This is a genomic window from Peribacillus sp. R9-11 (genome assembly GCF_031345095.1).
Lineage (GTDB): Bacteria > Bacillota > Bacilli > Bacillales > DSM-1321 > Peribacillus > Peribacillus butanolivorans.
The window spans coordinates 2491971-2516815 of sequence record NZ_CP133763.1 but is presented as its reverse complement, the minus strand read 5'-3'; the positions used below and the strand labels follow the sequence as shown (position 1 = coordinate 2516815).

23 protein-coding genes and 3 riboswitches are annotated in these 24845 nt (G+C 36.9%); of the genes, 6 read left to right on the top strand and 17 right to left on the bottom strand.

Annotation, left to right across the window (positions count from 1 at the left end):
* Position 1: 1 nt before the first annotated feature.
* Genes RE409_RS12225 through RE409_RS12205 form a run of 5 tightly spaced genes read right to left on the bottom strand, consistent with a single transcriptional unit; the run spans position 2 to position 4430 of the window.
* Complete coding sequence (locus tag RE409_RS12225) at positions 2 to 646, bottom strand: precorrin-8X methylmutase (protein WP_053345847.1); 645 nt, start codon at positions 644 to 646, stop codon at positions 2 to 4.
* A gap of 12 nt (positions 647 to 658) precedes the next feature.
* Positions 659 to 1429, bottom strand: a complete 771-nt coding sequence (cobK, locus tag RE409_RS12220) for a precorrin-6A reductase (protein WP_201224721.1) — start codon at positions 1427 to 1429, stop codon at positions 659 to 661.
* Positions 1426 to 2373 (bottom strand): sirohydrochlorin chelatase, encoded by a 948-nt coding sequence (locus tag RE409_RS12215; protein ID WP_201224722.1) that lies wholly within the window; start codon positions 2371 to 2373, stop codon positions 1426 to 1428. Before RE409_RS12215 ends, cobK begins: the two co-directional genes overlap by 4 nt.
* 18 nt (positions 2374 to 2391) lie before the next feature.
* Positions 2392 to 4047, bottom strand: coding sequence for a precorrin-3B C(17)-methyltransferase (gene cobJ, locus RE409_RS12210; RefSeq protein WP_201180811.1), 1656 nt, complete (start codon positions 4045 to 4047; stop codon positions 2392 to 2394).
* A 14-nt stretch (positions 4048 to 4061) separates the two neighbouring features.
* Entirely contained in the window at positions 4062 to 4430 is a 369-nt protein-coding gene (locus RE409_RS12205; protein ID WP_201180812.1) for a (2Fe-2S) ferredoxin domain-containing protein, read from the bottom strand.
* A 150-nt stretch (positions 4431 to 4580) separates the two neighbouring features.
* Positions 4581 to 4771: riboswitch (cobalamin riboswitch) on the bottom strand.
* Between the two features lie 211 nt (positions 4772 to 4982).
* A riboswitch (cobalamin riboswitch) is annotated at positions 4983 to 5179 on the top strand.
* Positions 5180 to 5355: 176 nt separating this feature from the next.
* Between RE409_RS12205 and RE409_RS12200 the strand changes: the two genes are divergently transcribed.
* Genes RE409_RS12200 through RE409_RS12185 form a run of 4 tightly spaced genes read left to right on the top strand, consistent with a single transcriptional unit; the run spans position 5356 to position 8039 of the window.
* Positions 5356 to 6099: an energy-coupling factor ABC transporter permease gene (locus tag RE409_RS12200; RefSeq protein ID WP_201180813.1), complete on the top strand. Its 744-nt coding sequence runs from the start codon at positions 5356 to 5358 to the stop codon at positions 6097 to 6099.
* A gap of 1 nt (position 6100) precedes the next feature.
* A complete protein-coding gene (locus RE409_RS12195; RefSeq protein ID WP_201180814.1) occupies positions 6101 to 6415 on the top strand; it encodes an energy-coupling factor ABC transporter substrate-binding protein in 315 nt (104 codons plus the stop codon).
* Complete coding sequence (gene cbiQ / locus RE409_RS12190; RefSeq protein WP_098174658.1) at positions 6399 to 7175, top strand: cobalt ECF transporter T component CbiQ; 777 nt, start codon at positions 6399 to 6401, stop codon at positions 7173 to 7175. Before RE409_RS12195 ends, cbiQ begins: the two co-directional genes overlap by 17 nt.
* A gap of 18 nt (positions 7176 to 7193) precedes the next feature.
* The gene (locus RE409_RS12185; RefSeq protein WP_201224724.1) at positions 7194 to 8039 is read left to right on the top strand and encodes an energy-coupling factor ABC transporter ATP-binding protein; all 846 of its coding nucleotides are present in this window, start codon (positions 7194 to 7196) and stop codon (positions 8037 to 8039) included.
* 190 nt (positions 8040 to 8229) lie between these two features.
* Here RE409_RS12185 and RE409_RS12180 read toward each other — a convergent pair whose 3' ends face one another.
* The 3 genes from RE409_RS12180 to RE409_RS12170 all read right to left on the bottom strand — a co-directional run bounded on the left by RE409_RS12180 (position 8230) and on the right by RE409_RS12170 (position 10850).
* On the bottom strand, positions 8230 to 8451 hold the full coding sequence (locus RE409_RS12180) for a YozQ family protein (RefSeq protein ID WP_201224725.1): 222 nt from the start codon (positions 8449 to 8451) through the stop codon (positions 8230 to 8232).
* A gap of 438 nt (positions 8452 to 8889) precedes the next feature.
* Positions 8890 to 9624, bottom strand: coding sequence for a polysaccharide deacetylase family protein (locus RE409_RS12175; RefSeq protein ID WP_201180816.1), 735 nt, complete (start codon positions 9622 to 9624; stop codon positions 8890 to 8892).
* A 488-nt stretch (positions 9625 to 10112) separates the two neighbouring features.
* Entirely contained in the window at positions 10113 to 10850 is a 738-nt protein-coding gene (locus RE409_RS12170; protein WP_309559046.1) for a TerC family protein, read from the bottom strand.
* A gap of 556 nt (positions 10851 to 11406) precedes the next feature.
* Here RE409_RS12170 and RE409_RS12165 point away from each other — a divergent pair.
* A complete protein-coding gene (locus tag RE409_RS12165; protein ID WP_201224726.1) occupies positions 11407 to 11805 on the top strand; it encodes a barstar family protein in 399 nt (132 codons plus the stop codon).
* Positions 11806 to 11977: 172 nt separating this feature from the next.
* Here the strand turns inward: RE409_RS12165 and RE409_RS12160 are convergent, their stop codons facing one another.
* From RE409_RS12160 to RE409_RS12125, 8 genes are all read right to left on the bottom strand, one after another.
* Positions 11978 to 13423 carry an alanine/glycine:cation symporter family protein gene (locus RE409_RS12160; RefSeq protein WP_201180820.1) on the bottom strand — a complete coding sequence of 482 codons (1446 nt, stop codon included), beginning with the start codon at positions 13421 to 13423 and terminating at the stop codon, positions 11978 to 11980.
* Positions 13424 to 13846: 423 nt separating this feature from the next.
* Positions 13847 to 15157, bottom strand: a complete 1311-nt coding sequence (locus tag RE409_RS12155; RefSeq protein ID WP_201249539.1) for a Na+/H+ antiporter NhaC family protein — start codon at positions 15155 to 15157, stop codon at positions 13847 to 13849.
* A 229-nt stretch (positions 15158 to 15386) separates the two neighbouring features.
* Positions 15387 to 15492, bottom strand: a riboswitch (SAM riboswitch).
* Positions 15493 to 15820: 328 nt separating this feature from the next.
* A complete protein-coding gene (locus RE409_RS12150) occupies positions 15821 to 16492 on the bottom strand; it encodes an SOS response-associated peptidase (RefSeq protein ID WP_201225187.1) in 672 nt (223 codons plus the stop codon).
* A gap of 61 nt (positions 16493 to 16553) precedes the next feature.
* Entirely contained in the window at positions 16554 to 16709 is a 156-nt protein-coding gene (locus RE409_RS12145; RefSeq protein ID WP_309559045.1) for a hypothetical protein, read from the bottom strand.
* Between the two features lie 441 nt (positions 16710 to 17150).
* Complete coding sequence (locus RE409_RS12140; protein ID WP_056527041.1) at positions 17151 to 17906, bottom strand: amino acid ABC transporter ATP-binding protein; 756 nt, start codon at positions 17904 to 17906, stop codon at positions 17151 to 17153.
* A 22-nt stretch (positions 17907 to 17928) separates the two neighbouring features.
* The gene (locus tag RE409_RS12135; RefSeq protein WP_223305291.1) at positions 17929 to 18642 is read right to left on the bottom strand and encodes an amino acid ABC transporter permease; all 714 of its coding nucleotides are present in this window, start codon (positions 18640 to 18642) and stop codon (positions 17929 to 17931) included.
* Between the two features lie 11 nt (positions 18643 to 18653).
* Positions 18654 to 19361 carry an amino acid ABC transporter permease gene (locus RE409_RS12130; protein WP_309559044.1) on the bottom strand — a complete coding sequence of 236 codons (708 nt, stop codon included), beginning with the start codon at positions 19359 to 19361 and terminating at the stop codon, positions 18654 to 18656.
* 210 nt (positions 19362 to 19571) lie between these two features.
* The gene (locus RE409_RS12125; RefSeq protein ID WP_309559043.1) at positions 19572 to 20447 is read right to left on the bottom strand and encodes a transporter substrate-binding domain-containing protein; all 876 of its coding nucleotides are present in this window, start codon (positions 20445 to 20447) and stop codon (positions 19572 to 19574) included.
* 314 nt (positions 20448 to 20761) lie between these two features.
* On the opposite strand from RE409_RS12125, the gene RE409_RS12120 reads away from it, so the two are divergent.
* Positions 20762 to 21943, top strand: a complete 1182-nt coding sequence (locus RE409_RS12120; protein WP_309559267.1) for an acyl-CoA dehydrogenase family protein — start codon at positions 20762 to 20764, stop codon at positions 21941 to 21943.
* Between the two features lie 405 nt (positions 21944 to 22348).
* Here the strand turns inward: RE409_RS12120 and ggt are convergent, their stop codons facing one another.
* A complete protein-coding gene (ggt, locus tag RE409_RS12115) occupies positions 22349 to 24424 on the bottom strand; it encodes a gamma-glutamyltransferase (RefSeq protein WP_201254615.1) in 2076 nt (691 codons plus the stop codon).
* Positions 24425 to 24845: the final 421 nt, after the last annotated feature.

Sequence of the window (24845 nt, the reverse complement as noted above, 5' to 3'; positions counted from 1 at the left end):
CCTAATCAGCTAAAAGGGAAATCGCATTCAATGCCGCAACCGTGACAGTACTTCCGCCTTTTCGGCCAACATTTGTAATGAATGGCACTTCGGTAATTTTTGCTAGTTCTTCTTTTGATTCCGCGGCAGAAACAAATCCAACAGGCATACCAATAATTAAGTCGGGTTTAGCAATCCCTTCTTTAATAAGACGAATGAGTTCTAATAATGCTGTTGGTGCGTTACCAATGGCATATATCCCGCCTTCATTTTCCTTTACGGCTTTTTGCATCGAAATGATGGCTCTTGTCGTTTTCAATCGTTTTGCTTCAACCATTACATCTGGGTCTGAAATATAGCAATGCACGTCCCCGCCATGTTTTTGAAAACGTTTTTTCCCCGTTCCACTTTCTATCATTTGAACATCGGCAATAACATGTCTTCCTTTGCGGATTGCTTCCACACCAGCTTGAATGGCATTTGGATGGATAATGACACTTCTTCCTAATTCAAAGTCTGCTGATGCATGAATTACACGGCGAACTATCTTCCACTCATCTTCTGAAAAATCATGATTACCCATTTCTTCAGCAATAATTGAAAAACTATAATCATATATTTTATCTGGATCAACCGTTAGGGGTTTAAAATCTGTTTTAAAATCCATCGTACATTCCTCCTATTTTTCGTTTAGTTGTTTTTTCAAATCGGCAATGACCAGATTAAAACTGGAATGAACATTTTTATAATCAACATCAGGACGAGAAATCATAATCGTCTCAATTCCACATTCCAATGCTGCTTCCAATTTCTCATCAACAGATCCAACCTTGCCACTTTCTTTTGTAATCATTAACGTGACACCATATTGATTGTATAGCGCTTTGTTCAATTCTTTTGAAAATGGACCTTGAACAGCGACTATATTTTTTTGCTCAATGCCTAACTGAGCACATTTTTCCATATTATCAATGCGCGGAAGCATTCTCGCTATCACTCTTGTATTCTCCAGACCTACTAACTCTTTAGCAAAAATCGCTAAGGTTTTACTTCCAGTCGTTAGCATAATAACTCCCCGCTTTGTAGCAGCAAGCTTGGCGGCTTCAGCATAATCACGAACCATAATCAATTTCTCATTCTGGAATCGTTGACTTTCACGTTCATAACGAATATAAGGAACATTTGCTTCCTTTGCTGCCTGAAGAGCGTTTTTCGATGCTTCTTCTGCAAATGGGTGACTTGCATCAACTACCGCATGAAATCCTTTTTCGATGATTAAAGATGCCATATCTGTTGCAGTTAATCGTCCAATTTGAGTTGCTATCTTCGCATCTTGCAAACTTTTTGCTGCCGACTCGGTTACTACCGTTGCCAAAACTTGGAATCCAACCCGTTGGATTTCAATCGCTAATTCCCTTGCATCGCTTGTACCCGCTAAGAACAAAATCATTTTGTCGTCCCCACCACTTGCTCATCATGGTCATGGTGGTCATGTCCATGGTCTGTTTCATGACCGTGATCGTGGTCATGGTGGTCATGCCCATGGTCGTGATCGTGGTCATGATGATGATGGTGATGGTGGGCATGGCCATGTTCCTCCACATGTTTACGATAGTTTTCTAGATCACGGGTACCACTTGACCTTCCTTCGCTAGCTTCGATTACACGTTCTTTCAGTATGGTTTGTAATGTTGGATGATAACCAAAGTATTTCGCCAAAACAAATTCATGCTCTGGATATTGGTCTTGATAGCCTGTTAGCATATTCTCCATTCTCTCCATTAACACACCTGTGAAGAGGAAATATGGAAGCATCACTATTTTTTTGGCACCTAACCGAATACAGCGTTCAATGCCTTCATCAACAAACGGATCCGTAACACCCATGAAGGCATTTTCGACCCACTTCACATTTAATTTTTCCCACAATAATCGTGAAATTTTATAAATATCACTATTTGCATCAGCATCACTTCCACCTCGACCTATCAGCAATATTGCTGTCTCCGGATGTTCCAAAGATGTATCGAATCCAACTTCCTCAAGGCGATCTGTCAGAATCGTTAATACTTCCTGGTGAACCCCAATCGTTTGTCCATATGTGAATGTAACCGCTGGATACTTATTCCTTCCATCCTCTATTTCAGCTGGAATATGTAATTTTGAATGTCCTGCATGCAACAAAATAATCGGAATGACGATAACTTCAGTGGCTCCTCTTTTTATGCAATTGTCAATGCCTTGGGATATACTTGGCGTGGCAAATTCCAAGAAGCATGTTTCAATTAATAAAGAGTCGTCCATTGTTGGAATCATATTTTTAATAAAATGAATAACTTCGTCGTTTCCAGAAGCTAGTCTGCTTCCATGTCCTACGAATAATACTGCTTTCATTTGTTATCCCCCTCTTGATTAGTCTTCACAAGGCGCAGGCTCTATTTTTATTTTGGGAGCAATGTCTTGATATAAATAGCCCTGTATCTTTTTCGCCCGTTTGAAATATTTAAATAGTCGTTCATTAGGATGAGCATTTTGTTTATATTCGTTGACAATGTTTGTAATTAATTCAACTAGTTGATCCGGTTCAATTCCTTCTGCAACTGGTTGACCAGGATGAGCCGTTCTGCCAACAGGTTTCGCTCCAAGGAATAAATCAAATTTCCCTTTTCGGAAAACGATCCCTATATCATCCATCACTGCACTATAACAAGCCATTCCACACCCATTAAAACCAATGTTCAGTTCCTTAGGCATATCAATCCCACCAAGCACCCTCTGTATTTCATCCGCGTAAGGAATGGATTCCACTTTTTCACCATCACAGAAATCACAGGCTTTTAAAGTCAATACATCCCCAATTGGCGATAATAAAAAGTTTGCTGATTGCAATTTTCCAGTAATAACTTCTGGATCTGTTGTAGGAATCTTTAAAACGATTTTATGATTTGGCGTGTATTCCATCGTTCCCTTTTCTCCAACAACTTCTGCAAGTGTCATCATTTGTTTCGGAGTAAATTGCTTGTTCGCCACACCTGGGCTAACGGCAAGCTCGAATACCGACTCAATTTTTTGCTGAACAATCGGCGTAATTGATTGCTGAACTGTTTGACCCTTAACTCTTGTGAGTGCTTCCATTGCCACTTCAAAAGAAGTGCTCTTTTTTTCTGGTGCTTTTGTAAGCAATCCAACTCCGCCAGTCGACTCGGTGTACGCTTCCTGCATAGAACCTGTTTCTTGATCTAATGCCCAAGGTTCTGCTTCTTTTTGCAAGCGTTGATGCGGCTTCAATGGTTGCTTTTCCGAATTCAATGTATACTTTCTTTGATATCCACGTGGCGTGATGATTTTGTCATCATATAAAAAGGTAGATGAATTTCCAATAATGACGGTTGTTAGCATCCCTATATCGTGATTTAACATGTCTTTCAAATTGGTTATCACAATATCCTGACGATCGCGATAAGCACTTTTTACCAATCCGACAGGTGTTTCGGGCGAGCGGTAACGCAGTAAAATGTTCTGTGTTTCAACAATTTGCCTTGTCCGTCTACCGCTTCGAGGATTATAAAGTGCAATGACAAAGTCAGCCATTGCTGCAGCCTCCACTCTTTTGGCAATCAGATCCCAAGGCGTTAAGTGGTCACTGAGGCTGATGGTACAGGAATCATGCATGACAGGTGCACCAAGTAAAGACGCACATGAATTGATGGCAGAAATACCAGGAACGATTTCAATGGCTACTCCCGTTTCTTCTTTCCAGCCTTTTTCAATCAATACTTCATAAACCAGCCCTGCCATTCCGTATACCCCTGCATCACCACTCGAAATTACAGCCACTTTCTTTCCCAACTCCGCCTGTTTCACTGCTTCTTGTGCACGTGATACTTCTTCAGTCATACCTGTACTTATAATCGTTTGATCTGTAAGAAGGCCCTGTATGAGTTCCACATATGTTTTGTAACCAATGATGAAGTCACTTTCTTGAAGGGCTTCTACAGCACGTTTGGTAATATGTTCAAAATTCCCTGGTCCAAAGCCAACGACAAATAATTTACCGTTTGTACTCATTTAGACATCTCCTTTTACAACTTGTCTTTTGAAATTCCTGTTTGAGCTGGAAAATCTGGATTAGGAGTCATTTCTCCATTAGTAAATTGGTAAATCATCTGTGGAATGAACTTCTCATCATCGAGATTACGGACAATCTCTCGTCCAAAATCAGGTGAATCCACTCGATACCATGTCCCTTGAGGATAAGCAATCACAACGCAGGCATCCTTACACCTTCCGTTACAGCGAGTTCTAGTAGTATGAATTTTTTGATTCAGACCTTGTGAAGTAATTTCATCACGAATTGCTTGCGTTATTTCTTCGCCACCTTTTTTCATGCAACTGCTGCCGTTACAAATCAAAAGATGCGAATTTGTGCCTTTTAAGTTCCAAGTTGTCATCTTCTTCCTCCTAAATCTGAGAAAAGGCAAAATAAAAAACCTTAACTGTTAGAGTTAAGGTTTAAAAAAAACTATATGAAAAGGGAGCCTCCAGCAAGCAAAGTGAAACTCTCAAAATCTCCATAGTCCTTCTACCTTTCCCTCCGAAAAGTATCACACAATTTTAAAAGCAGGTTTCCTGGCTTACGCTTCAATTTACTTTTGTCCCTTCCCAGCTCTAGGCCAGTGGTTATCGACAATTTCATCAGCGTTACAGTAGCGGGGGCTGCATCGGATTCTCACCGATTTCCCTATTATCCCTTGCGTGTTCATACAAGAGCACTTTTAAATTGAAATATTTGGTTTTATAATAATATATTTCTAGTTAACTTTATCTATCATATAACAACTTTTTTAAAATTCAATAGTTTATTCCGACTGTTTTGAAAAGTTTAATGGTGAAAATCCAGCTTAATGCCTATCCTCACTGCGATTTTATCCTTCTCAAAAAAAATATGAATAGAGTGTAGATGGAATCATTGCTTTATGGTACAATAAACGAGAATTTTCAAAAAATTACATAAGTTTTATGGTGCTAGATTCCTCGGAATTTAGCTTAATAGGGAAGTCGGTGTAAATCCGGCGCGGTCCCGCCACTGTAAAGGGAAGTCCTAATACGTAATGAATAATCCACTGTCAAACGCGATGGGAAGGATGTATGAGGATGATGATCCAGAGCCAGGAGACCTGCCATGAAGCGTGAAACTGTTTACAACCTACGAGGATGGGTGTGCGGATCAGGCAGCTAAGCTAATATTTGTATTATGCTGCAAACTTACTGTTCATTACGCACTTCTTTCTTTTTGAGAGAAGTGCTTTTTATGTTGCCCGCCACTTCTCTTCTCAGCTTTAATCATTAAAAATAAAAGCGTTGAAAGGAGAAAAAATGAAAAAAGCCAATTGGAAAATACTTTATTTTGTCATTTTACTACTTTTCGTACCAAAGAAAGCAATGGCAATGCATATTATGGAGGGCTTCTTACCGATCGAATGGGCGATATTCTGGTGGGCTGTGACACTTCCATTTTTAATCTTGGGTTACCGTTCTATTAGGTCTAAAGTGAAGGAAAACCCAGAAACAAAAATGATGCTGGGTCTGTCCGGCGCATTCGTTTTTATTTTATCAGCCCTAAAAATCCCTTCCGTTACAGGAAGCTCTTCACACCCTACCGGCGTCGGTTTAGGTTCAATCTTGTTTGGGCCACTGGCCATGAGTGTCGTCGGTTCTATTGTTCTGTTATTTCAAGCTGTATTACTAGCTCATGGAGGACTAACTACGCTAGGAGCCAATGCCTTTTCCATGGCTGTTTGCGGGCCGTTCATTGCTTATTTTGTATTCAAAGGCGCTACTAAATTAGGTTGGTCCTTCTCTCTTGCTGTTTTCTTAGCAGCAGCTTTCGGAGATTTGGGCACCTATGTGATAACTTCTGTACAACTTGCTTTAGCTTTCCCATCGGAGGTAGGTGGATTCATGGCCTCATTCACTAAATTTTCAGGAATCTTTGCCCTTACCCAAATACCTTTAGCAATCAGTGAAGGTTTATTGACAGTCGTTGTCATGAATTTCTTGAAGAAATACAATCTAGGCGAATTGAAATTACTGCGAGTGTTATCTAAGGAGGCTCGTTAGCATGAAAAAAAGTTTATTGTTGCTTTTTCTAGTCGTCATACTTGCTATAATTCCGTTAATCACCCAACAAGGAACAGAATTTGGTGGAGCTGATGGAGTGGCGGAAGAAGCCATCACTAAAATCCAACCAGAATATAAGCCTTGGTTCAACAGTATCTGGGAGCCGCCAGGTGCAGAAACCGAAAGCTTATTGTTTGCTCTCCAAGCCGCGATTGGCGCCGGATTCATAGGATACTTCATCGGCGTTATGCGACAAAAAAATAAACAGTCCGTTCAAGAAAAGGACGAACAGGCAAAACATGTTACTCATAGATAAATACGCCTATTTCAACCGGCTAAAGCATGTACATCCTTTAGAGAAAATGATTTTTGCCCTCTCCCTTTTGTTGTTTTCTTTAGCAGTGAGGGATACGACCGTCTCACTCATCACCTTTACCGTGATGAGTGCTTTTATCATTTTCGGGGCAAAAATCCCAATCTCTTATTATCTAAAATTACTCTTATTACCTGGATTTTTTGTACTATCAGGTACAATTACCATCCTTTTTTCATTCGCAAGTAAATTCACTTCGATACCAAATGTATGGTGGTCCTGGAATTTCGGCAGCTGGCAAATATTTATCAGCGAAGACAGTATAAAAACGGTAATTGGTCTAATCGTTGTTGTATTAAGCAGTATCAGCTGTTTATATTTCCTAACCTTAACTACTCCCATCACAGTTATACTATATGTATTGCGTAAGCTGAAACTGCCTTCATTGCTGATTGATTTAATCGAATTAACTTATCGCTTCATCTTTATTTTTTTAGATACAGCTATGGCCATTCATCAATCACAGTCATCACGGCTTGGGTATAGTTCAGTGAGGAAGGGAATTCGATCTCTCGGGTTACTCATATCTTCCCTGTTTTTAGGAGTGTTTCAGCGCTCTGAACAATTAACGATGGCAATGAACGCAAGAGGGTATCAAGAGAATATTTCATTTATCGATGACTCTTACACTTATTCCTCTCGTAATTGGCTGATTACCATTGTAACTCTAGTAAGCTTATTCTTTATTTATAGATATATATAAATTGGGGGCAGTTCGATAATGGAAGAACATATTTTTAATATAGATGGCCTCACCCATCAATTCGCAGATGGGACGTTCGCATTAAAAGATCTTTCTCTTACTATTCAACAAGGTAAAAAAATTGCTTTATTAGGCAATAACGGTGCCGGTAAGTCAACTTTATTCCAACATTTAAACGGTCTATTAAAGCCAACAACAGGATCCATCAAATTTAAGGGAAAGAAATTAAAATATGACAGAAAAACATTATTACTATTACGAAAACAGATTGGAATCGTTTTTCAAGACCCGGATTCACAACTTTTTTCCGCTAATGTTCAACAGGATATATCGTTTGGACCGATGAACTTAGGTTGGGAAAGAGATGTCGTGCGGGAGAAAGTTGAATGGGCGATGGCCCAAACAGAAGTAACAGAATTGAAAGATAAGCCCACCCATTTTTTGAGCTTAGGACAAAAGAAGCGTGTTGCCATAGCTGGTGTGTTAGCCATGGAACCCGAAGTCTGGATCCTAGATGAGCCTACGGCGGGATTGGATTCTTATTTTTCCAAACAGATTATGGCTCTTTTGGATAACATCCATCTCCCTGATAAAACAATCATTTTATCAACCCATGATGTTAACTTAGCCTATCAATGGGCTGACGAAATCATTGTCATGAACGATGGAAAGGTCATATATCAAGGAGATCCTGTCACTATTTTTCATCATGAAGACCTTTTGTATCAAGCACATTTAGAAAAACCATGGATATTTGAAATGTTTCAATCACTTATTCAATCAAAGATATTCACAGAAAAAGACCCTGCCCCTAGAACGAAAGAAGAATTACTTCAAAAAATGGAGATTGAAAAGGTTAATTAAGAAGCAACCCCTAGCCTGTTTCATTAGGTCAAAACAAACTAGGGGATAAAATGGAGATATTCTTCACTATCCAGGTAATTGAGTCGGTACCCCAATACCTGGATAGTTTTAACCTCAGAGAAACACAAGTAGCTGCAAAGTATCACTCTTGAAAGCTCATGCAATGCCCTGGTATTTATCCCTAATTATTTTATTGGCTTTCTTCTTCAGCCTCTTCCCCTTTTATCTCTATATTCTTTCCGTCTACATCATCAACTATAGATTGCATTTCACCTTCCGTATAGGTATCCGAAACTTGCTCGTGGGTTTTAGCAAGCCCATAGGACAATGTATCCTTTCGTTTATAATCACTGACGTCATAAATTCTTCCAGCTATATCTAAAGAATCCTTTTTTGATTCCTTGCTATCCATAGAATTCACTCCTTATTTCGAATTATTTTTATCTTGCCTATTTTATTAAAACAGGGAAACTTGGTTTCATTTGTCATCTCATATAGATTGACAGCATGAAGTAATAACAATGGTATTTTGCGTAAAAAATAATCCAATATTCAATAAAGATAAAAAAATGATTTATCACTGATTTAACAACCAGAGGGTTCAATCTTATTTGAATGGGAAACATGGAGGTATTTCAGTATCCATATCCATCATTCCTATCCATTTTTATGAACTCCGTTTAATGTTATTTTTTCAAAAAAGCGCCCAATTGAAGTTGAAGAATGAGGTTAATTTCATCCTCCTTTTTTATTTGAAATTTTCCTTGTTTCTGATCCATTAGCTTATAAGCACTATTACTTTTCCCTTAGGTCCAATAGAAAAAGCAATTACTTGGAATAGGAACCGCCTTCATTCTCTGTCAACAATCTTTGCAAAGTCGTCAAGGCTAGTTGAATATTTGATATAGATTCGTGGTAAAAGATAGAGTTCGTCTTTAATGCCCTTCTCAGAAAATGGTTCAGGAGTTGTCGTAAGTCCAAACAAATAATATTTCTTCGTTTCTGCTACGACTTTGTCATTGAAATTCCCGTATGGATACGCAAGTGCATAAACTGGTTTGCCCGTTATTTTTTGAATTTTATCTTTGGACCCTTTCATTTCATATTCATAATTTTTAATTTTCGTCAAGTCAGGATGTGTAGCAGTATGAGACTGAATTGAGATCATACCCGAATCAGCCATCGTTTTCAAATCCGATTTCGATAATCGGTTTGAGCGACCAATAAAGTCAGATATAACAAACATGGTACCAGATGGTTTAAAACGTTCGTTTTTCAATTTTTGAAAGATAGCAAATGCATTCAGGTTGTTTTTGTATCCGTCATCAAAGGTAATGAAAATGGGTTTGTTTACTTTATTAATGTCTTGCCATCGATCAAAAGTTAATAATGTGTAGCCATGGTCTCGTAAATAAATCATTTGTTTCTCGAAATTCTTTGGGGTTACATATAACTCCATAGAACCGTGTCCATTAAACTCGTCAATCGAATGATAAATTAAAATAGGTACTTTTCGTTGAGCAATAACTTGTGATGGAAAAATTAAGATAAGAAGACATAGGAAAAACATTGCTATCTTTTTCATAAAACTCCTCGCTTTGTATCCTTTTTATATCTTTTCAATTTATTGTTCCTCAAAAGCATAGTTCTATTATGATTTCTCTCATATTTCATTCTATCTTCCATTTTGATCAATGGTGACTTTGATATTCCCAAATGAAAAGTAATTCCCTAAAACACTAAGGAATCGGCTTTTTTATAAGTCCTCCTTCACCAATAACCCTTTTTGCTTAATAAGAATTTCTGTTATTCTTCATCATCAATTTCTTCTTCAGAGTTTAGAAAGAAGATATGCAACTTCTTGATGAACTTTTCCTTCCACCACTCACCTCCCCCTTTAGTAGGTAAGAAAAAAAGGTTGCCGCAGCAACCTCCCTTATTAAAGTAAAGCACCCCTTAGTTGAACAAAACTTTTTCGTTTAATTATCAAATAACTCAAAATTAGTAAACGGAATGAACGTTTGTCAATTTAAAAATCGTTATTTTTTTACAGACAAATATATTTATTTTGCTTCACTGTTTTTCTGTTCTTCCTTTAGATAAAAACCATCCACCTAATGCAATAAGCAGCATTACTGACCAAAAGATTGTATTCCAAATAGGTCCTTCAACAAACTCGTGAGGAATAATGTGCAAGGCTGGATGCGCAAGAGTATGCATTAATAACTTAAACCCAACCCAACCAACGAGTAACATTGCTGCAGTTTCAAGACTAGGGCGTTCTGTCAATATCTTAACGAAGTAGCCTGCTGCAAACCTAATAACAATTAAACCAGCAATTGCTCCTAATAAAATAACTATAAATTGTGCGCCATCCATCCCCCCAATTTCCCCCATTGGTGTATCTGGCAGGGCAATGACAAGAGCTACCGCTGCTAAAATAGAATCAACAGCGAAGGCGATATCAGCTAATGCAATTTGCACAATAGTCATACGATAGCTTTTCCCTTTTTTCTCTTTTTCTCCGTGGTCCTTTTTTAGTAAATGTTTTAATGAGATGAAAATTAAATAAGCAGCCCCAATTGCTTGAACTTGCCAAACGTGGAAAAGGTACGAAATAATAAAGATTGCACCAATCCTAAATATAAAAGCTAATAGCAACCCAATATTAATCGCTTTTTTTTGCAGTTCTTCTGGTAAATGTTTTGACATAATAGCTAAAACTAAAGCATTATCTGCAGATAATAAACCTTCTAAAAAAATCAAAATAATTAATACCCAGCCATACTCTAATAATAAAGAAAGTTCCATATTATCCCCCTATAAATTATCACTTCATAAGCCAGTATAAGTATGCTACATGAGTTTAATAACGTTTTGTATTATCGGTATTATATTTCACCCAGCCCATATTAAAGAAAGTTTGCCTTTTTCTTATTCCAATATTGTCTCAACGTATCCACTTCCTTATTCAACTCTTCTGCCCCGATAGTGGAATAAGAAAGGACATATGCTTTTTATATGCTGATATTCTCCCACCTATAAACGAATAATTTAAGTTATCATCTGCAATGTTAGTTAACATGCTATCCACTATTTTAGCTCCCATTGCCTCATAAGAAGTGGCAAGAACTATTTTTCTCTAACCCTTTAACACTAGCCGAATTGAAGTCTAAACTCTTAAATTCAGGAAGGAGTTTTTTTAATAATTTTTTTCTATCTCTAAAACTTGAAGTTCGTTTAAAATATATATAGAAGTTACGTCCTATGTCAAAATTCAGTTTGACGAGTTAATTCTTATTTCACTAAAGAAGTATTGAGTTGAAGAAGGCGATTTAATTAAAATAACGAAAATGATGTATTAGAGGTGATTAAATTTAACAAAGTTTTTGTCTTAGATGGTGAAAATTTTTCGGACTTTAATGGACTCTGTAACGAGTTTTCGAATGTAGTTCTCTCTGGAAAATACAAGTGGAATGGAAGTCTCGATGCATTTAATGATATTTTATTTGGTGGTTTCGGTGATATAGAAGTTGAAGAAGAATATACAATTTTTTGGAGAAATTCTGTCAAATCTAAAATCGATTTAGTGTACGGAGAAACAATAACCATACTGAATGAGATGTTGAAAAATTGCCATCCAAGTAATGAAGAAAAAGTAATTAAAGAAATAAGGGATGCAAAAATGAACATTGGTTCAACTATATTTAATTGGGTAGAAGAAATTATCCTTGATAATAAAAATATAACGTTGATTTTGGAGTAATCCTTAATCAAGTAAAGGGTAGCGTTAGTTGAATTAAAAAGGGAACTTAATATGTATCAAGAGTTCCCTTTCTTAATGTATACATATCAACATTTAGATTTAACATCGCCTATACAAAAAAAGCTTATAGACTTGTCCCAAAAAAAGGGACTTTTCTACAAGCTGAAATGCCTTAATTTATCTTTAACTTTCGATTGCTCTTACTCTCATCCACATTATCGGATGGATCACCCCAACATTCCACATTCTTCAAACCTTTAATATTGTTTACATGGAAAACTGGGTTTTTTCCACTCTTCTTTTGTTTTTGATAATCGGCTAGTGCAGCAAATGCAATTTTTCCAAGTAAGGCTATGGCGATTAAGTTGATAATGGCCATTAACCCCATCAGCAAGTCAGCTAGACCCCATACAAACTTGAGTGAAGCAAGCGAACCGAAAATCACCATCCCAACGACTGCGATACGATATAAGTTTAACCAAACTTTATTTTCATTAATAAAGCCAATGTTCGACTCTCCATAATAGTAGTTACCAACTATGGAACTAAAGGCGAATAACAGTACGATAATGGCAAGGAAAATGCCAGCCCAAGATCCTAATGCCGTACCAAGTGCATTTTGGGTAAGGACTATACCATCTGTTTCCTTCGATGTATACAGGCCTGAGAACAAAATGATGAAGGCGGTCGAACTACAAATGACAAGCGTATCCACAAATACACCAAGAGACTGAATGAGCCCTTGTTTTACGGGATGACTGACATCTGCTGTCGCACCTGCATTAGGGGCACTACCCATCCCGGCTTCATTAGAAAATAGACCTCTCTTGATTCCTTGCATCATGGCAGCGCCTAGTGCTCCGCCAGCAACTTCCCTTAATCCATCAAAAGCACTTTCAAAGATTAAAACAAAAACACCAGGTAACTCGGTAATATTCATGATAATGATAATCAATGCTACTATCACATATGCTCCTGCCATAATCGGTACGATGACTTCAGATACTTTTGCAATCATTTTAATGCCTCCAAAAATGATGACAGCCGTAACAAGAGCAAGGATGATTGCCGTAACCCACTTATCGATCCCAAACGATTCATTGAACGCACTTGTGATCGTGTTGGCTTGTACAGAGTTGAAAGCAAGCCCAAATGTAAGCGAAATCAATACAGCAAACGTGATACCCATCCAACGGGCATTCAATGCTTTTTCCATATAATAAGCAGGGCCACCTCGGAATGTATCGCCATCCTTGACCTTATAAATTTGTGCAAGTGTACTTTCAATGAAGGCAGAGGCAGACCCGATAAGTGCTATTAACCACATCCAGAAAACGGCTCCTGGACCACCCATTGTGATGGCTATGGCAACACCTGCAAGGTTACCTGTTCCAACCCGTGAAGCAGTACTGATGCAAAAAGCCTGAAACGATGTCACACCTTTTTTATCCGCTGTGGCACCTTCTCCCAAAAGCCTGAACATTTCCCCTACCATTCTGAATTGGACAAACTTCGTACGAACGGAAAAATAAAGACCCAATCCAATCAGCATAATAATCAGTATTTTTGACCACAGTAAATCATTTGTTCCACTAATAAAACTTCCTAACATCTCCATTAAAAACAAACCACCTCTAATTATTAACTTATATATGATAGCAATTGACAACCATTGTTTATTTCCCCATTCTCTCGGTAAGATAAACGATAGAAGTCCATAGTAAAAAAGGGAGATTCAAGAATGAATCCCCAATACAATAATCTATTATATCCTACCATTCAATTTATTTCATTCATAAATTTGAGGAATGAATCGGGAAACTCCCATCGAGAATAAGAATGATATAATATTCTGTATCATTTCTAAATATAAATAATTATTCTCCCACGATTTCTGATACTTTCAATTGAACCCTTCTAAGATCAAAATTGTAAAGAGTTCTATGAATAAAAGCTAAATATATATTTATTAAAATGGACGCATATAAAAAAACACCCTAGATCTAAAGATTCAGGGTGTTTTTCTGTTTAATTCACTTTTTCAAGAAGTATGTTTCTTCTCTTCGCTCCCTGAAAATCGCGGAAAACCAATCAAAATGGCTATGACTCCACAAATCCCAATTAATACTGGGTAAAAAGAATAGGGTAAAATACTTACAGGTGAAATTTGTGCTACCCCCGCCGCAACAAGCAGTTGTGCCCCATATGGAATTAACCCTTGAATACAACAAGCAAAAACGTCAAGCAAGCTCGCCGATTTACGGGGATCGATGCCATACTTTTCCGCAATATTTTTGGCTAGCGGACCGGCAATGATAATAGAAATCGTGTTATTTGCCGTAGATAGATTTGTCAAACCGACTAAACCGGCAATGCTGAATTCAGCACCTTTTCTTGATTTGCTATTACGGGTCACGACGTGGAGAAGATAATCGATGCCGCCGTTATGTTTGATGACTGACACCATACCAGCAATTAAAATGGCAAGAAAAGAGATCTCATACATTCCCGCCATTCCATCCCCCATTTTTTGAATGACGCCCATCAGTTGATAACTACCATCCGCTAACCCGATAATTCCGGCAAACACAATACCGATGGAGAGGACAAGGAACACATTGACTCCAGCTAATGCAGTGATCAAAACGCAAATATAAGGTAGAATCTTCACCCAATTATAGGAATGTTGAGAGATAGCTGCTTGTTCACCCATTGTTAAAAAGCCAAGGATGACACATGTGATGATGGCCGCAGGTAAAACAATGAAAAAATTCACTTTAAACTTATCCTTCATTTTCGTTCCCTGCGTTCGAACAGCTGCGATTGTCGTATCTGAAATGAAAGATAGGTTGTCACCAAACATCGCACCACCGATAACGGCGGCCATTGAAAGGGCAAGCGAAATATCGGTTTGTTCACTAATTCCTACACCTATAGGTGCTAGCGCTACGATTGTTCCCATGCTTGTCCCCATAGATAGAGAAATAAAACAAGCGATAATGAAAATACCTACCATTAATAGATTTTGCGGAAATACCGATAACGCAAGATTCACCGTTGATTCTACCGCACCCATTCCATTCGCCACTTCTGAAAAAGCACCGGCCAAAAGGAAAATGATAACCATTAACATAATATTGGAGTCCCCGGCACCTTTACAAAAGATTTCAACTTTTTGATTGAAAGACTCTTTTCGATTCATTGCCAATGCAGCCGCTGATGCAATCGCAATCGCCACAATCACCGGAAATGAATAAAAATCTCTTGTAATAACCCCGGAACCTATAAATAAAATTAAAAAAACGACAAATGGGACTAAAGCCCAAGGATTCCCTTTATTGTTTGTACTCATGATGAACACCTCTTTTTATTTTTCCCATGACAAATATGTCATAGCCCTTATTCATTGAACTAATTCGGTAAAAAATTCTAGTAAGATCCAACATTTCTTTCATATTATTGTAAGCATGACTCCAAAAGCATAATAGCCAATACGAAGCTAAAGCTAAACCATCGAACGTGAAAAAAGACCTCTTCTATTAAACAATAAGAAGAGGTCTTTTAATCTATAAAAAACACCCTCCTCATCTTTCAGACGTATTCGCCTGCTGGATTTGGCACAGCACTCCTATTAAGTCTGCTGCCGAGACATCTTCGGGCCAGTCCCTCCGTCTCTCTTGATAAGAAGATCCAAATTACGTAATGATATTATCAAATGTTCCGATGTCTACGAGTAAAGAATCAGGCAGGTTAACAAGTGCACTGCATTGTTCGATTGCTAAGTTGTCTTTTTGCAGTCCTAGCTTTTCATCCATTCACTCTAGGAAAGTGACATCGATACCCGCATCGAAAAGCAAATATAAGAGTACAGTATTTTATGTATTTCCGCAAGGTGTAGCCTAAAGTATTTTATAAAGAGGTTTTTTTCAAATGAGTAAAGAGGAACTTATGAATGATGATAAAGTACTTCACCTTTAATTGAAAAGAGAAAAACAAAAAGAGGTCCTAGGACCTCTCAGCAAATTTGGTGTATTAACTTAGGTGAATTATTTTTAGGTGAGTTCACATCATTCGATACCTCAAAAGCTTCCATCTGTTCAGTATCAAATGATTTTAAGTATTGCTGTAGATATGCAGTATCATTAATTGAAGGATCCAGCCAAGTCTTTTCATCTTCAGGTTTAAGTATAACTGGCATGCGATCATGAATACTAGTCATTAGCTCATTCGGAGTAGTGGTAATAACTGAGCAGGAATATATCGTGATACCTTCAGGTGATTTCCATGATTCCCAGAGACCAGCCATTCCAAATGGGGCATTACTCTTAAGTTTTATTCGCATAGGTATTTTACGTTCTGGTGTCTTCTTCCACTCATAAAAAGAGTCGGCAAGTATCAAACACCGTTTCTTCTTATACGAATTCTTAAAACTTGTTTTCTCAGCAATGGTCTCCGCTCGGGCATTAATCATCTTGTAGCCCATTTTCTCATCTTTTGCCCAGTAAGGTATGAGTCCCCAACGAAGATATCCAAGTCGATTCCTAGATCCGTCATTAATAACGGATAAGACAGAGTGAGAAGGTGCTATGTTGTAGCTGAATTGGTACTCGGCATTAAATGGCGCTTGAATATCAAACCTGTCAATTATTTCTTCAATGTCTGTGAAAAGGGTGAAACGCCCGCACATAATATCGCCTACTGTTTTAAGATTTATTATGATTGTAACAAATGGAGAGTTCAGTAACAAATTAGCGTTCTAAAATCCTAATGTCAGTAAAAGGTTGATTAAATAATTCGCTAGTAATCAATAGTGTGCCAACGACTTCTCTTTCATCTTCAGCTTTAATAATTTCTGACAGAATTACTGTGCTGCCATTCTTAACTGTAACATTATATTCATTCAAAGTTTCACCCCCTGATATGGCTTGATAATTGTTATTATAAACCAAAAACACACTTGTAAAAACTAAAGAGCACCGTCATCAATTAACTAAACGCAAGGAGAAAAGCATTGAAAACATACGTTCAATTATGCAATTTTTTTAATCTAGTGATAAAGTGAAGAGTTAATTTCATCTCGTAGGATCACTAGTTATTTACACGAAATTCCCAAGCAGGTTTTCATAGGTAATTCGTTTTTTGACTACTTCATATAGGCTACACTGAAGCCCATAATTTCATTGATTATTACTGAAAAGAATGATTTTTTATTTCAACACAAGTATGGATTACTATGCGTTTGTTTTAATTACTTATATGTATAGAGTGATCGCTATTAATCTATCGCTCTGGATCAGCTTCAAAAATTCACCCTTTTCTTATTAACTCTTAATTTCATTTAAAAATTAAATGTAAAAAATATAATCCTCCGGTAAGACTCTTTTTAAGAACTTCTTTGTTCTTTCTTCTTTTGGTTTCACAAAAATATCTTTAGGTGATCCTTCTTCTACTACGACACCAGCATCCATAAATATTACTCTGTTTGCTACATCCTTTGCAAAAGACATTTCATGCGTGACTACTAACATGGTTGTTCCTTCTTTTGCTATTTGCTTCATTACTGTTAAAACTTCACCGACAAGTTCAGGATCAAGTGCAGAAGTTGGTTCGTCAAATAGAATAATGTCAGGATTTAAAGCTACTGCTCTCGCAATGCCAACCCTTTGTTGCTGACCACCTGATAGTTCAATAGGGTAAGCATTGTATTTTTCTGACAGACCTACTTTATCTAATGCTTTTTTACCAATCTCATTTGCTTCGGCTTTCGCAATCTTCCTTCCAATAACAAGACCTTCTGTCACATTTTCTAATGCCGTTTTATTATTAAACAGATTATAATTTTGAAATACAAAAGCTATCTTTTGCCTAATTCCATGAATCGCCTTTTTTGATGCTGTTTTAAGATTTACATCAATATCCCCAAAAATTGCATGTCCTTGATCTGCTTTTTCAAGAAAGTTAATGCATCGAAGTAATGTTGTCTTTCCTGAACCGCTTGGGCCCAGAATTACTACCACGTCACCCTTTTCTATTTTTAAATCTACACCTTTTAAAATCTCATTTTCTCCAAATGATTTATGGATATTTGTAATTTCTAACATCATGTCCACCTCCTGCTTCATTTCAAATACCTACTGCTCTATACCTACTTAAACGTTTTTCATACAGCTTAAATAAATACTCTACTAAACTACATAAAATCAGGTATACAAGAAAGATATCAATATAAGCCTCAACATAATTGTAGCCTACATTGGCAGCTACCTTGGCTCTTAGAGTAATTTCTTGCAATGACAATGCATATCCGAGAGATGTTGCTTTAATTAGATTGACTGTTGCTGTACAAATATTTGGTAATGCTACAACTAATGTCTGTGGAATGATAATTCTTCTAAATGCTTGGACATTTGTTAATCCGACTGAATAAGCAGCTTCTAGTTGTCCCTTACTCACTGTGCTTATTGCTGAACGAAACACTTCTATTAGAATAGCTGTCGTATTCAATGAAAAAACAATGAATGCGTACCAAATTGGATTTACATCGTATACATTCATTTCGATGTTATACTTATCAAATATCGAAGCTAGCAGTAAGGGTACACTGCTATAAATAATAAAAATTTGAATTATGACAGGAGTTCCTCTTACAAAGGAAACATATATCTGTGCTACACGATTTAAAACTGGAATTTGATTTATTCTTGTTAAAGCAAGCAAAAATCCTAACGGAAGCGCAACAAGTAAAGCTACAATTGTAATGAATAACGCCGTGGGCACCCCTGATAATGCTACAAAAAAGGTTTCCACTAAAAATTTATAATCCAATCCTTCTGACACTCTGTCACCCCCTATGTAGTTGTTATCACTTGTTTTCCTTTACTAAATACCTTCTCTAATTTTAAGAATAGTTGTTCAATAGCAATCGATAATATCCAGTAAATAACAGCTAAAGCAAGATAAATTTCTAATGCATGAGTATTATAATTCCCAGCGATTATAAGCTCTGCTTTCCCCATGATATCTATCAATCCGATTGTATATGCTAGGGCTCCTTCTTTCATCAACTCAAGTAAGCTGTTACCGAAGTTTGGTAAAGCAACTACAAAACCTTGCGGTAAAATAATTCTCCAATACGCTTGTGTATTACTTAATCCTACACTTACTGCAGCTTCAAATTGCCCTCTATCTATAGATTCATACGATGTTCTGATAACCTCAGACATGGCAGCTGCAAATTGAAGCGAAAAGGTAATAACAACAAATACCGCTTTGTCAATGTCGTTTAGGTTTACGCCAAAATTATCTGCAATTGCTGGAATCCCATAATAAGTTAGAAATAGGAGAACAATAGATGGTGTACATCTTAATATTGTTGTATACCCATAGGCAATTTTCTTAGCAATTTTACTATTTCCTATTTTCATGGCTGCTAAGATGAAACCTAGGATTGTCCCGAATAGGACCGAAAGACCAGCAACCATTAATGTTACTTTTAGAAAAGGAATTAATATTGGTACTGATTCAACTATGTAATTTACATCAAAGTATTTCTCCATGTTTCACATCCATCTTCTTTTTCCTATTTAAAAGGTTCAATATTCAAAACGTAATCATTCTTCAATATTAGAGGTATATATACAAAAACTTGCCACTCCTTTACTTTTTAGGTTTGAATTGAGGTTACCCACTCAACAACCTAAAATAAGAAAGTGACAAGTATAGCCTCAGTGATTGACTTTTTTAGGCTCTGGTAGATTAGAGTGTTGTTATCTTTTTACAGTTTCCAATACCTCAAACAAATCTCTTCCGTAAAATTCTGTACTTAACTGATTTGTCTTCTTTTCTTCTTTTAACTTTTTGATTGCTTCATCATAAGCGTCTGCAAATTCTTGTTCTTTTTTGTTAAACAATGGCCAAGTTTTGATTACTGCGAATTCATTGTAAACGAGATCATTTTTTAAATTATGATATGGACCATCTTCTGCTACTTGCTTCTTAAAAGCTCCCTCAATTGCTATTCCACCGTCTACACGGCCTTCGTTTACCCATTGAACTACATCAACTGTGAATGCATCTCCGGCTTTTAATTTTACTTTATTGTCCTTATTGGCCTGGTTATATTCATCAACAATTGTATATTGCGCGTTGTTTGCAGCAATTGGTGCTAAAGAAAAACCAGCTGAAGCAAAGTCTTTTAGATTTTTTATCTTTTCATTTTCTTTCTTTAACACAAGTCCTGCACTGCTTAACCCAAGGAATTCTTTAGGAAAGATAAACTTCTCTGTCCTTTCCTGTGTCCAGAAAGCATTTTTAACCCCTGCTTGATATTTACCTTGTTCAATGCCTACTAATAAGTCATCACTTGATGTCCCAATATATTCAAATTCGTATTCTGGAAGTAATTCATCAACCAATTTCATAACTTCTACATCGTAACCAGTTGGATTTCCCTTCTCATCTAACCAAGACATTGGTTTTGACGCTTGGTCATATGCTATTTTTACCTTTTTTACTTCTGTGTCGCTACTACCTTCATTTGTATTTGCTTCTTTTCCGGACGATGAACTTGAACCGCATCCTGTTAAAAGGGTTACTAATGCTAAACCGGTGGCTACCACATTGAAAAACTTTTTATTTTTCATAAAAAATCTCCTTCTTTTGTTTATTTGTATAATGCTTATTACATACCTTTAACTATCCTCATATAGTAGATCCACCTGCTGCCCTTGAATACCAACTATTTTGGTAGGTTAAGTATGGTAACTGATAATTTAAATATTAGATTGATAATATTTTAAAGTCAATGTATTTTTTGGAAATCTCTAACTAATTTACTGGATATAAATTCCTTGACAACTTAAACCGTCACAATTATCATTTAAACCAATAAGACTAATAGGGATTATTTTGTTAAATTAATAGGTAAACCTTTAAAATAGCAGGAGGGCAAAACGTGATTAACTTATTTATTAAAACAGAGAGTCAAAAAACGTGGTTACAAAAGTTACATGAACTAGAATCAAAATTCAAAAATAATTCTGCTCAAATTGATGAATTAGCAACCTTCCCAACAGAACACATTCAAGATTTAATAAATATGGGATATACAAGTTCAACTCTTCCCAAAGCCTATGGTGGCGGAGGTTTAAAAATATATGACATGATACTCCTTCAAGAAACATTGGCTAGTTTTGATGCAACAACAGCACTTTCCATTGGCTGGAACCTTGGAGTGATAGGCGAACTTTTTGAAAAAAAGAGTTGGACAGATAAGAACATAAACTTTTTTGCTAATGAAGTTCTAAATGGTGCCTTAGTGAATCGTTCAGTTAGTGAAGCACAAACAGGAAGTCCAACCCGGGGAGGCCGTCCTGGAACAAAAGCTGTCAAAAAAGAGAATTCTTGGGTTATTTCAGGACGTAAAACTTTTACAACCATGTCCCCAGTATTAACTTATTTTCTAGTATCTGCATGGATTGAAGAAAAGCAAAAGGTTGGATTTTTTCTCCTACATAAAGATTTAGTAGGACTAACCATAGATGAAACATGGGACGTAATTTCAATGAGGGGAACTGGAAGCCATGATCTGGTTCTTAAAGAGGTAGAAGTAGATGATTCAAAACTTGTCGAACTTCCTGAAATACCAAGTGGCATCCAATTGAATGCATGGATTCTTCATATACCAGCTTGTTACCTTGGTATTGCGCAAGCTGCAAGAGATTACGCTATACAATTTGCTAATAATTATTCGCCAAATAGTCTAAATGGACCTATTAGCCAGCTAGCAAATGTCCAACAACTTCTAGGAGAAATTGATTTGGAATTATTGAAAGCAAGGCATTTCTTATATAGCGTTGCAGAGGCTTATGATGATGAATCACGAAGAGCTCATATCACCAATGAGCTTGGAGCTGCTAAGCATATTGTTACAAACGCAGCAATTACAATTGTCGATAAAGCTATGCGAATAGTCGGTGCAAAAAGCCTTCAACGAAGCAATCCTCTTCAAAGGTACTATAGAGATGTAAGAGCCGGTTTACACAATCCTCCAATGGATGATGTAACAATAAAAAAATTAGCATTATCTGCTATTGAACAGGAGAAATCTAATTTTAGTTATCCTGCACCATCAAAATAATTTTTGGGGTAAAAGAGCCTGTCCCCTTCATAAATAATAGTGTAGCTAAATCAGGTTCTTTAAATTGAATTTCAAACCGGATTAAGCTTAATTCGTCGTATAGTTAATCTTACTTATATTGAATGAGAGGGATTTTATGATCAAGCTACTTCAACCTTCACTTGCGTTATTTCTAAGTCTGCTTTCGCTCGCGGGCTTTATTTTGATTGGGTGCACACTTCCCAAGTGACATCCTTGGCGGCTTTTTCACAGTTGGGTTTTGGCTTTAAAATAATTCCCCTTATGCACATAGCACAAGGGGAATTATTATCATTCAGTTAGGTTTATGACTATCATCACTTTCAAATTCTTCGTTCTCTAAGAGTCTTTTCCAACGATAATAGACCTAAAACTTAGAGTAAAAAATTAATTGGTGATAGTACCATCATCATCAGGATCTTCCACATCAGTTTTGTCTTTTTCTAACAGTACTACTTTATCTTTTTCGTCCCATTCTACTTTGTATCCCAATGATTTCGCGACTTTTATAACTGGTAAATACGATTTATTATCTGGTTTATATGTTTTTAAATCCGCTGTGCCAATTACACCTAAACCAAGTAGCAATTTATCTGACTGAATATAAGGTTTTCCATTAATGATTTTCATTTGATTGGCTGTATAGGGATATACGGCTCCATTCACTTTCAAGGTAAACGGTCCCTTCTTCTCTTCTCTTATTTCTTTTGGCTTTTTCGATTTATAGGATATCCTATCTACCCCAAGGACTGTACCTTGTCTCGTATTATCGGCTCCTCCATACATTTTCCCATGTTCATAATCAAAAATAACAGCCTGCACATTTCCAATATGCTGCGGTTGTTCTTCATATACATGCCCTTTTGCCATTAACTCCAATCTTGCATTTTGTTCAATTCCTGGTTCCCATCTCACAGTCGGATAACTAGCGGAATAAATACGAGGCATTAAAATGGCTTCTTGAATCGACATATGATGATCAATCACATTCATAATTGTTTCAGACACCGATGAGATAATCGTTGCTCCCCCCGGAGAACCAATGGCCATAAATGGCTGACCGTCTTTTAATACAAAGGTTGGAGACATACTGCTTCTCGGTCTTTTTCCTGGCTCTACTTGGTTAACGCCGCCCGGAGTCGCATCAAAATCTGTCATTTCATTATTAAGCATAAATCCATAATCAGGCACCATAATACCTGATCCAAATACTTGTTCAATCGTTGTCGTATAAGAAACCATATTTCCCCACTTATCCATGACAGAGAAGTGAGTCGTTTGTCCAATTGGGGTCTTCTCTTCTTTTACTTTCACCCTAGAAGTAGGTTCTTTGCCTTCATATTTCCATGGATCTCCTTCTTTTACATCAGCGGTTGATCTATTTGCCTTAATAAGTTTTCTTCTTTCTTTTATATAGTCGTCATCTAAAAGTCCTTTTTTAGGTACATCATAGAAATCTTCATCTGCCATATACGCTGCCCGATCAGCAAAAGCCAAATGCGTTGCTTCAGTTAGATAATGAAGATATTCTGGTGAGTTTGCTCCCATCTTTTGTACATCGTAACCTTCCATTAATTTCAGGATTTGTTGGACAGTCAAACTGCCAGAACTTGGTGAAGCTGCCCCTGCCAATTCGAATCCTCTATATTCCGATCTAATCGGTTCTCTTTCTTTCACCACATAATTCTCTAAATCCTCTGTAGTCATTGTTCCTTCGCGTTTTTGCACTTCTTTGGTAAGTGCTTTACCAATTTGACCACTATAAAATACTTCCGATCCTTGTTTTTTAATTAATTTAAGCGTCTTTGCCAGATCTGGTTGAACGAGGGTATCTCCCTCTTTCAAGGGTTGGCCGTTAGGAACAAACACATTTGCTGCCGCTTGATTATTTTGAAGTTTTTTTACATTTTCATCGATGTATTGAGCAGTGATCCAATTGACTTTAACCCCTTTTTCAGCTTGTTTAATTGCTGGATCTATTACTTGAGATATATCCAACGTTCCATATTTCTCAAGAGCTGTTTCGACACCCTTTAACGTTCCTGGAACTCCTACTGCTTTTCCAGTAGTGTGACGCTTACTAAAAGGAATTGGTTTTCCTTTTCCATCTAAAAAAAGTTCAGGCGTTACATTTTGCGGGGCCATTTCACGACTATCAATCATCGTAATTTTATTTTCCTTTTTACTATAAATCATAATGAAACCACCGCCACCAATTCCAGACATCATTGGTTCCACTACGTTTAACGACAATTGAATGGCAGCTGCAGCATCGACCGCGTTTCCTCCCTGTTTTAATATTTTTATACCAGCCTCAGCAGCTAACGGATGAGCAACGGATACTATTCCTTTTGTTGCCCCCTTTTTCATTGACTTATCTACCCCAGGCACACTTGCAAAAGCCGGTGTAATCATACAAAAGAAACTGAAAGTAACTAAAATAAAACTTTTTATAAATTTCATAAATTAGTCTCCTTTCAAAATGATTATTGTTTCTAAAACAAATGAGATAACTAATGAAACTTTTACTGATCTACACAAATTCACAAAGGGCTGTTACAGGATTCGACTACAATTCACTATTATCAGACGGAATGTGCGTGATGCACTCTATACTATATAAAAGCAGTTTGAACTGACTGAAGCACATTCTTTTATTCTCTCTTTTTGTCAAAATATGAATTGGAAACTTTACCTCATTAAACCACCCCCTTAAAATCAAAAATTAAAATTTGATTTAGATTTCTTATGCTATAAAAAAACCATTACCTGCTTTTCTTCAACTCTAGTATTTATTGATACCATTCGTTGTCCTTACGATTATAGTCACAAAGAGTACAAACACATACCTTACACCCTCTGCTGCCCATATAATATCGTTGCA

Coding starts and splice junctions, on each gene's coding strand:
- RE409_RS12225 (WP_053345847.1), bottom strand. CDS start 646: ATGGATTTTAAAACAGATTTTAAACCCCTAACGGTTGATCCAGATAAA.
- cobK (WP_201224721.1), bottom strand. CDS start 1,429: ATGATTTTGTTCTTAGCGGGTACAAGCGATGCAAGGGAATTAGCGATT.
- RE409_RS12215 (WP_201224722.1), bottom strand. CDS start 2,373: ATGAAAGCAGTATTATTCGTAGGACATGGAAGCAGACTAGCTTCTGGA.
- cobJ (WP_201180811.1), bottom strand. CDS start 4,047: ATGAGTACAAACGGTAAATTATTTGTCGTTGGCTTTGGACCAGGGAAT.
- RE409_RS12205 (WP_201180812.1), bottom strand. CDS start 4,430: ATGACAACTTGGAACTTAAAAGGCACAAATTCGCATCTTTTGATTTGT.
- RE409_RS12200 (WP_201180813.1), top strand. CDS start 5,356: ATGAAAAAAGCCAATTGGAAAATACTTTATTTTGTCATTTTACTACTT.
- RE409_RS12195 (WP_201180814.1), top strand. CDS start 6,101: ATGAAAAAAAGTTTATTGTTGCTTTTTCTAGTCGTCATACTTGCTATA.
- cbiQ (WP_098174658.1), top strand. CDS start 6,399: ATGTTACTCATAGATAAATACGCCTATTTCAACCGGCTAAAGCATGTA.
- RE409_RS12185 (WP_201224724.1), top strand. CDS start 7,194: ATGGAAGAACATATTTTTAATATAGATGGCCTCACCCATCAATTCGCA.
- RE409_RS12180 (WP_201224725.1), bottom strand. CDS start 8,451: ATGGATAGCAAGGAATCAAAAAAGGATTCTTTAGATATAGCTGGAAGA.
- RE409_RS12175 (WP_201180816.1), bottom strand. CDS start 9,624: ATGAAAAAGATAGCAATGTTTTTCCTATGTCTTCTTATCTTAATTTTT.
- RE409_RS12170 (WP_309559046.1), bottom strand. CDS start 10,850: ATGGAACTTTCTTTATTATTAGAGTATGGCTGGGTATTAATTATTTTG.
- RE409_RS12160 (WP_201180820.1), bottom strand. CDS start 13,423: ATGGAGATGTTAGGAAGTTTTATTAGTGGAACAAATGATTTACTGTGG.
- RE409_RS12155 (WP_201249539.1), bottom strand. CDS start 15,157: ATGAGTACAAACAATAAAGGGAATCCTTGGGCTTTAGTCCCATTTGTC.
- RE409_RS12150 (WP_201225187.1), bottom strand. CDS start 16,492: ATGTGCGGGCGTTTCACCCTTTTCACAGACATTGAAGAAATAATTGAC.
- RE409_RS12140 (WP_056527041.1), bottom strand. CDS start 17,906: ATGTTAGAAATTACAAATATCCATAAATCATTTGGAGAAAATGAGATT.
- RE409_RS12130 (WP_309559044.1), bottom strand. CDS start 19,361: ATGGAGAAATACTTTGATGTAAATTACATAGTTGAATCAGTACCAATA.
- RE409_RS12125 (WP_309559043.1), bottom strand. CDS start 20,447: ATGAAAAATAAAAAGTTTTTCAATGTGGTAGCCACCGGTTTAGCATTA.
- ggt (WP_201254615.1), bottom strand. CDS start 24,424: ATGAAATTTATAAAAAGTTTTATTTTAGTTACTTTCAGTTTCTTTTGT.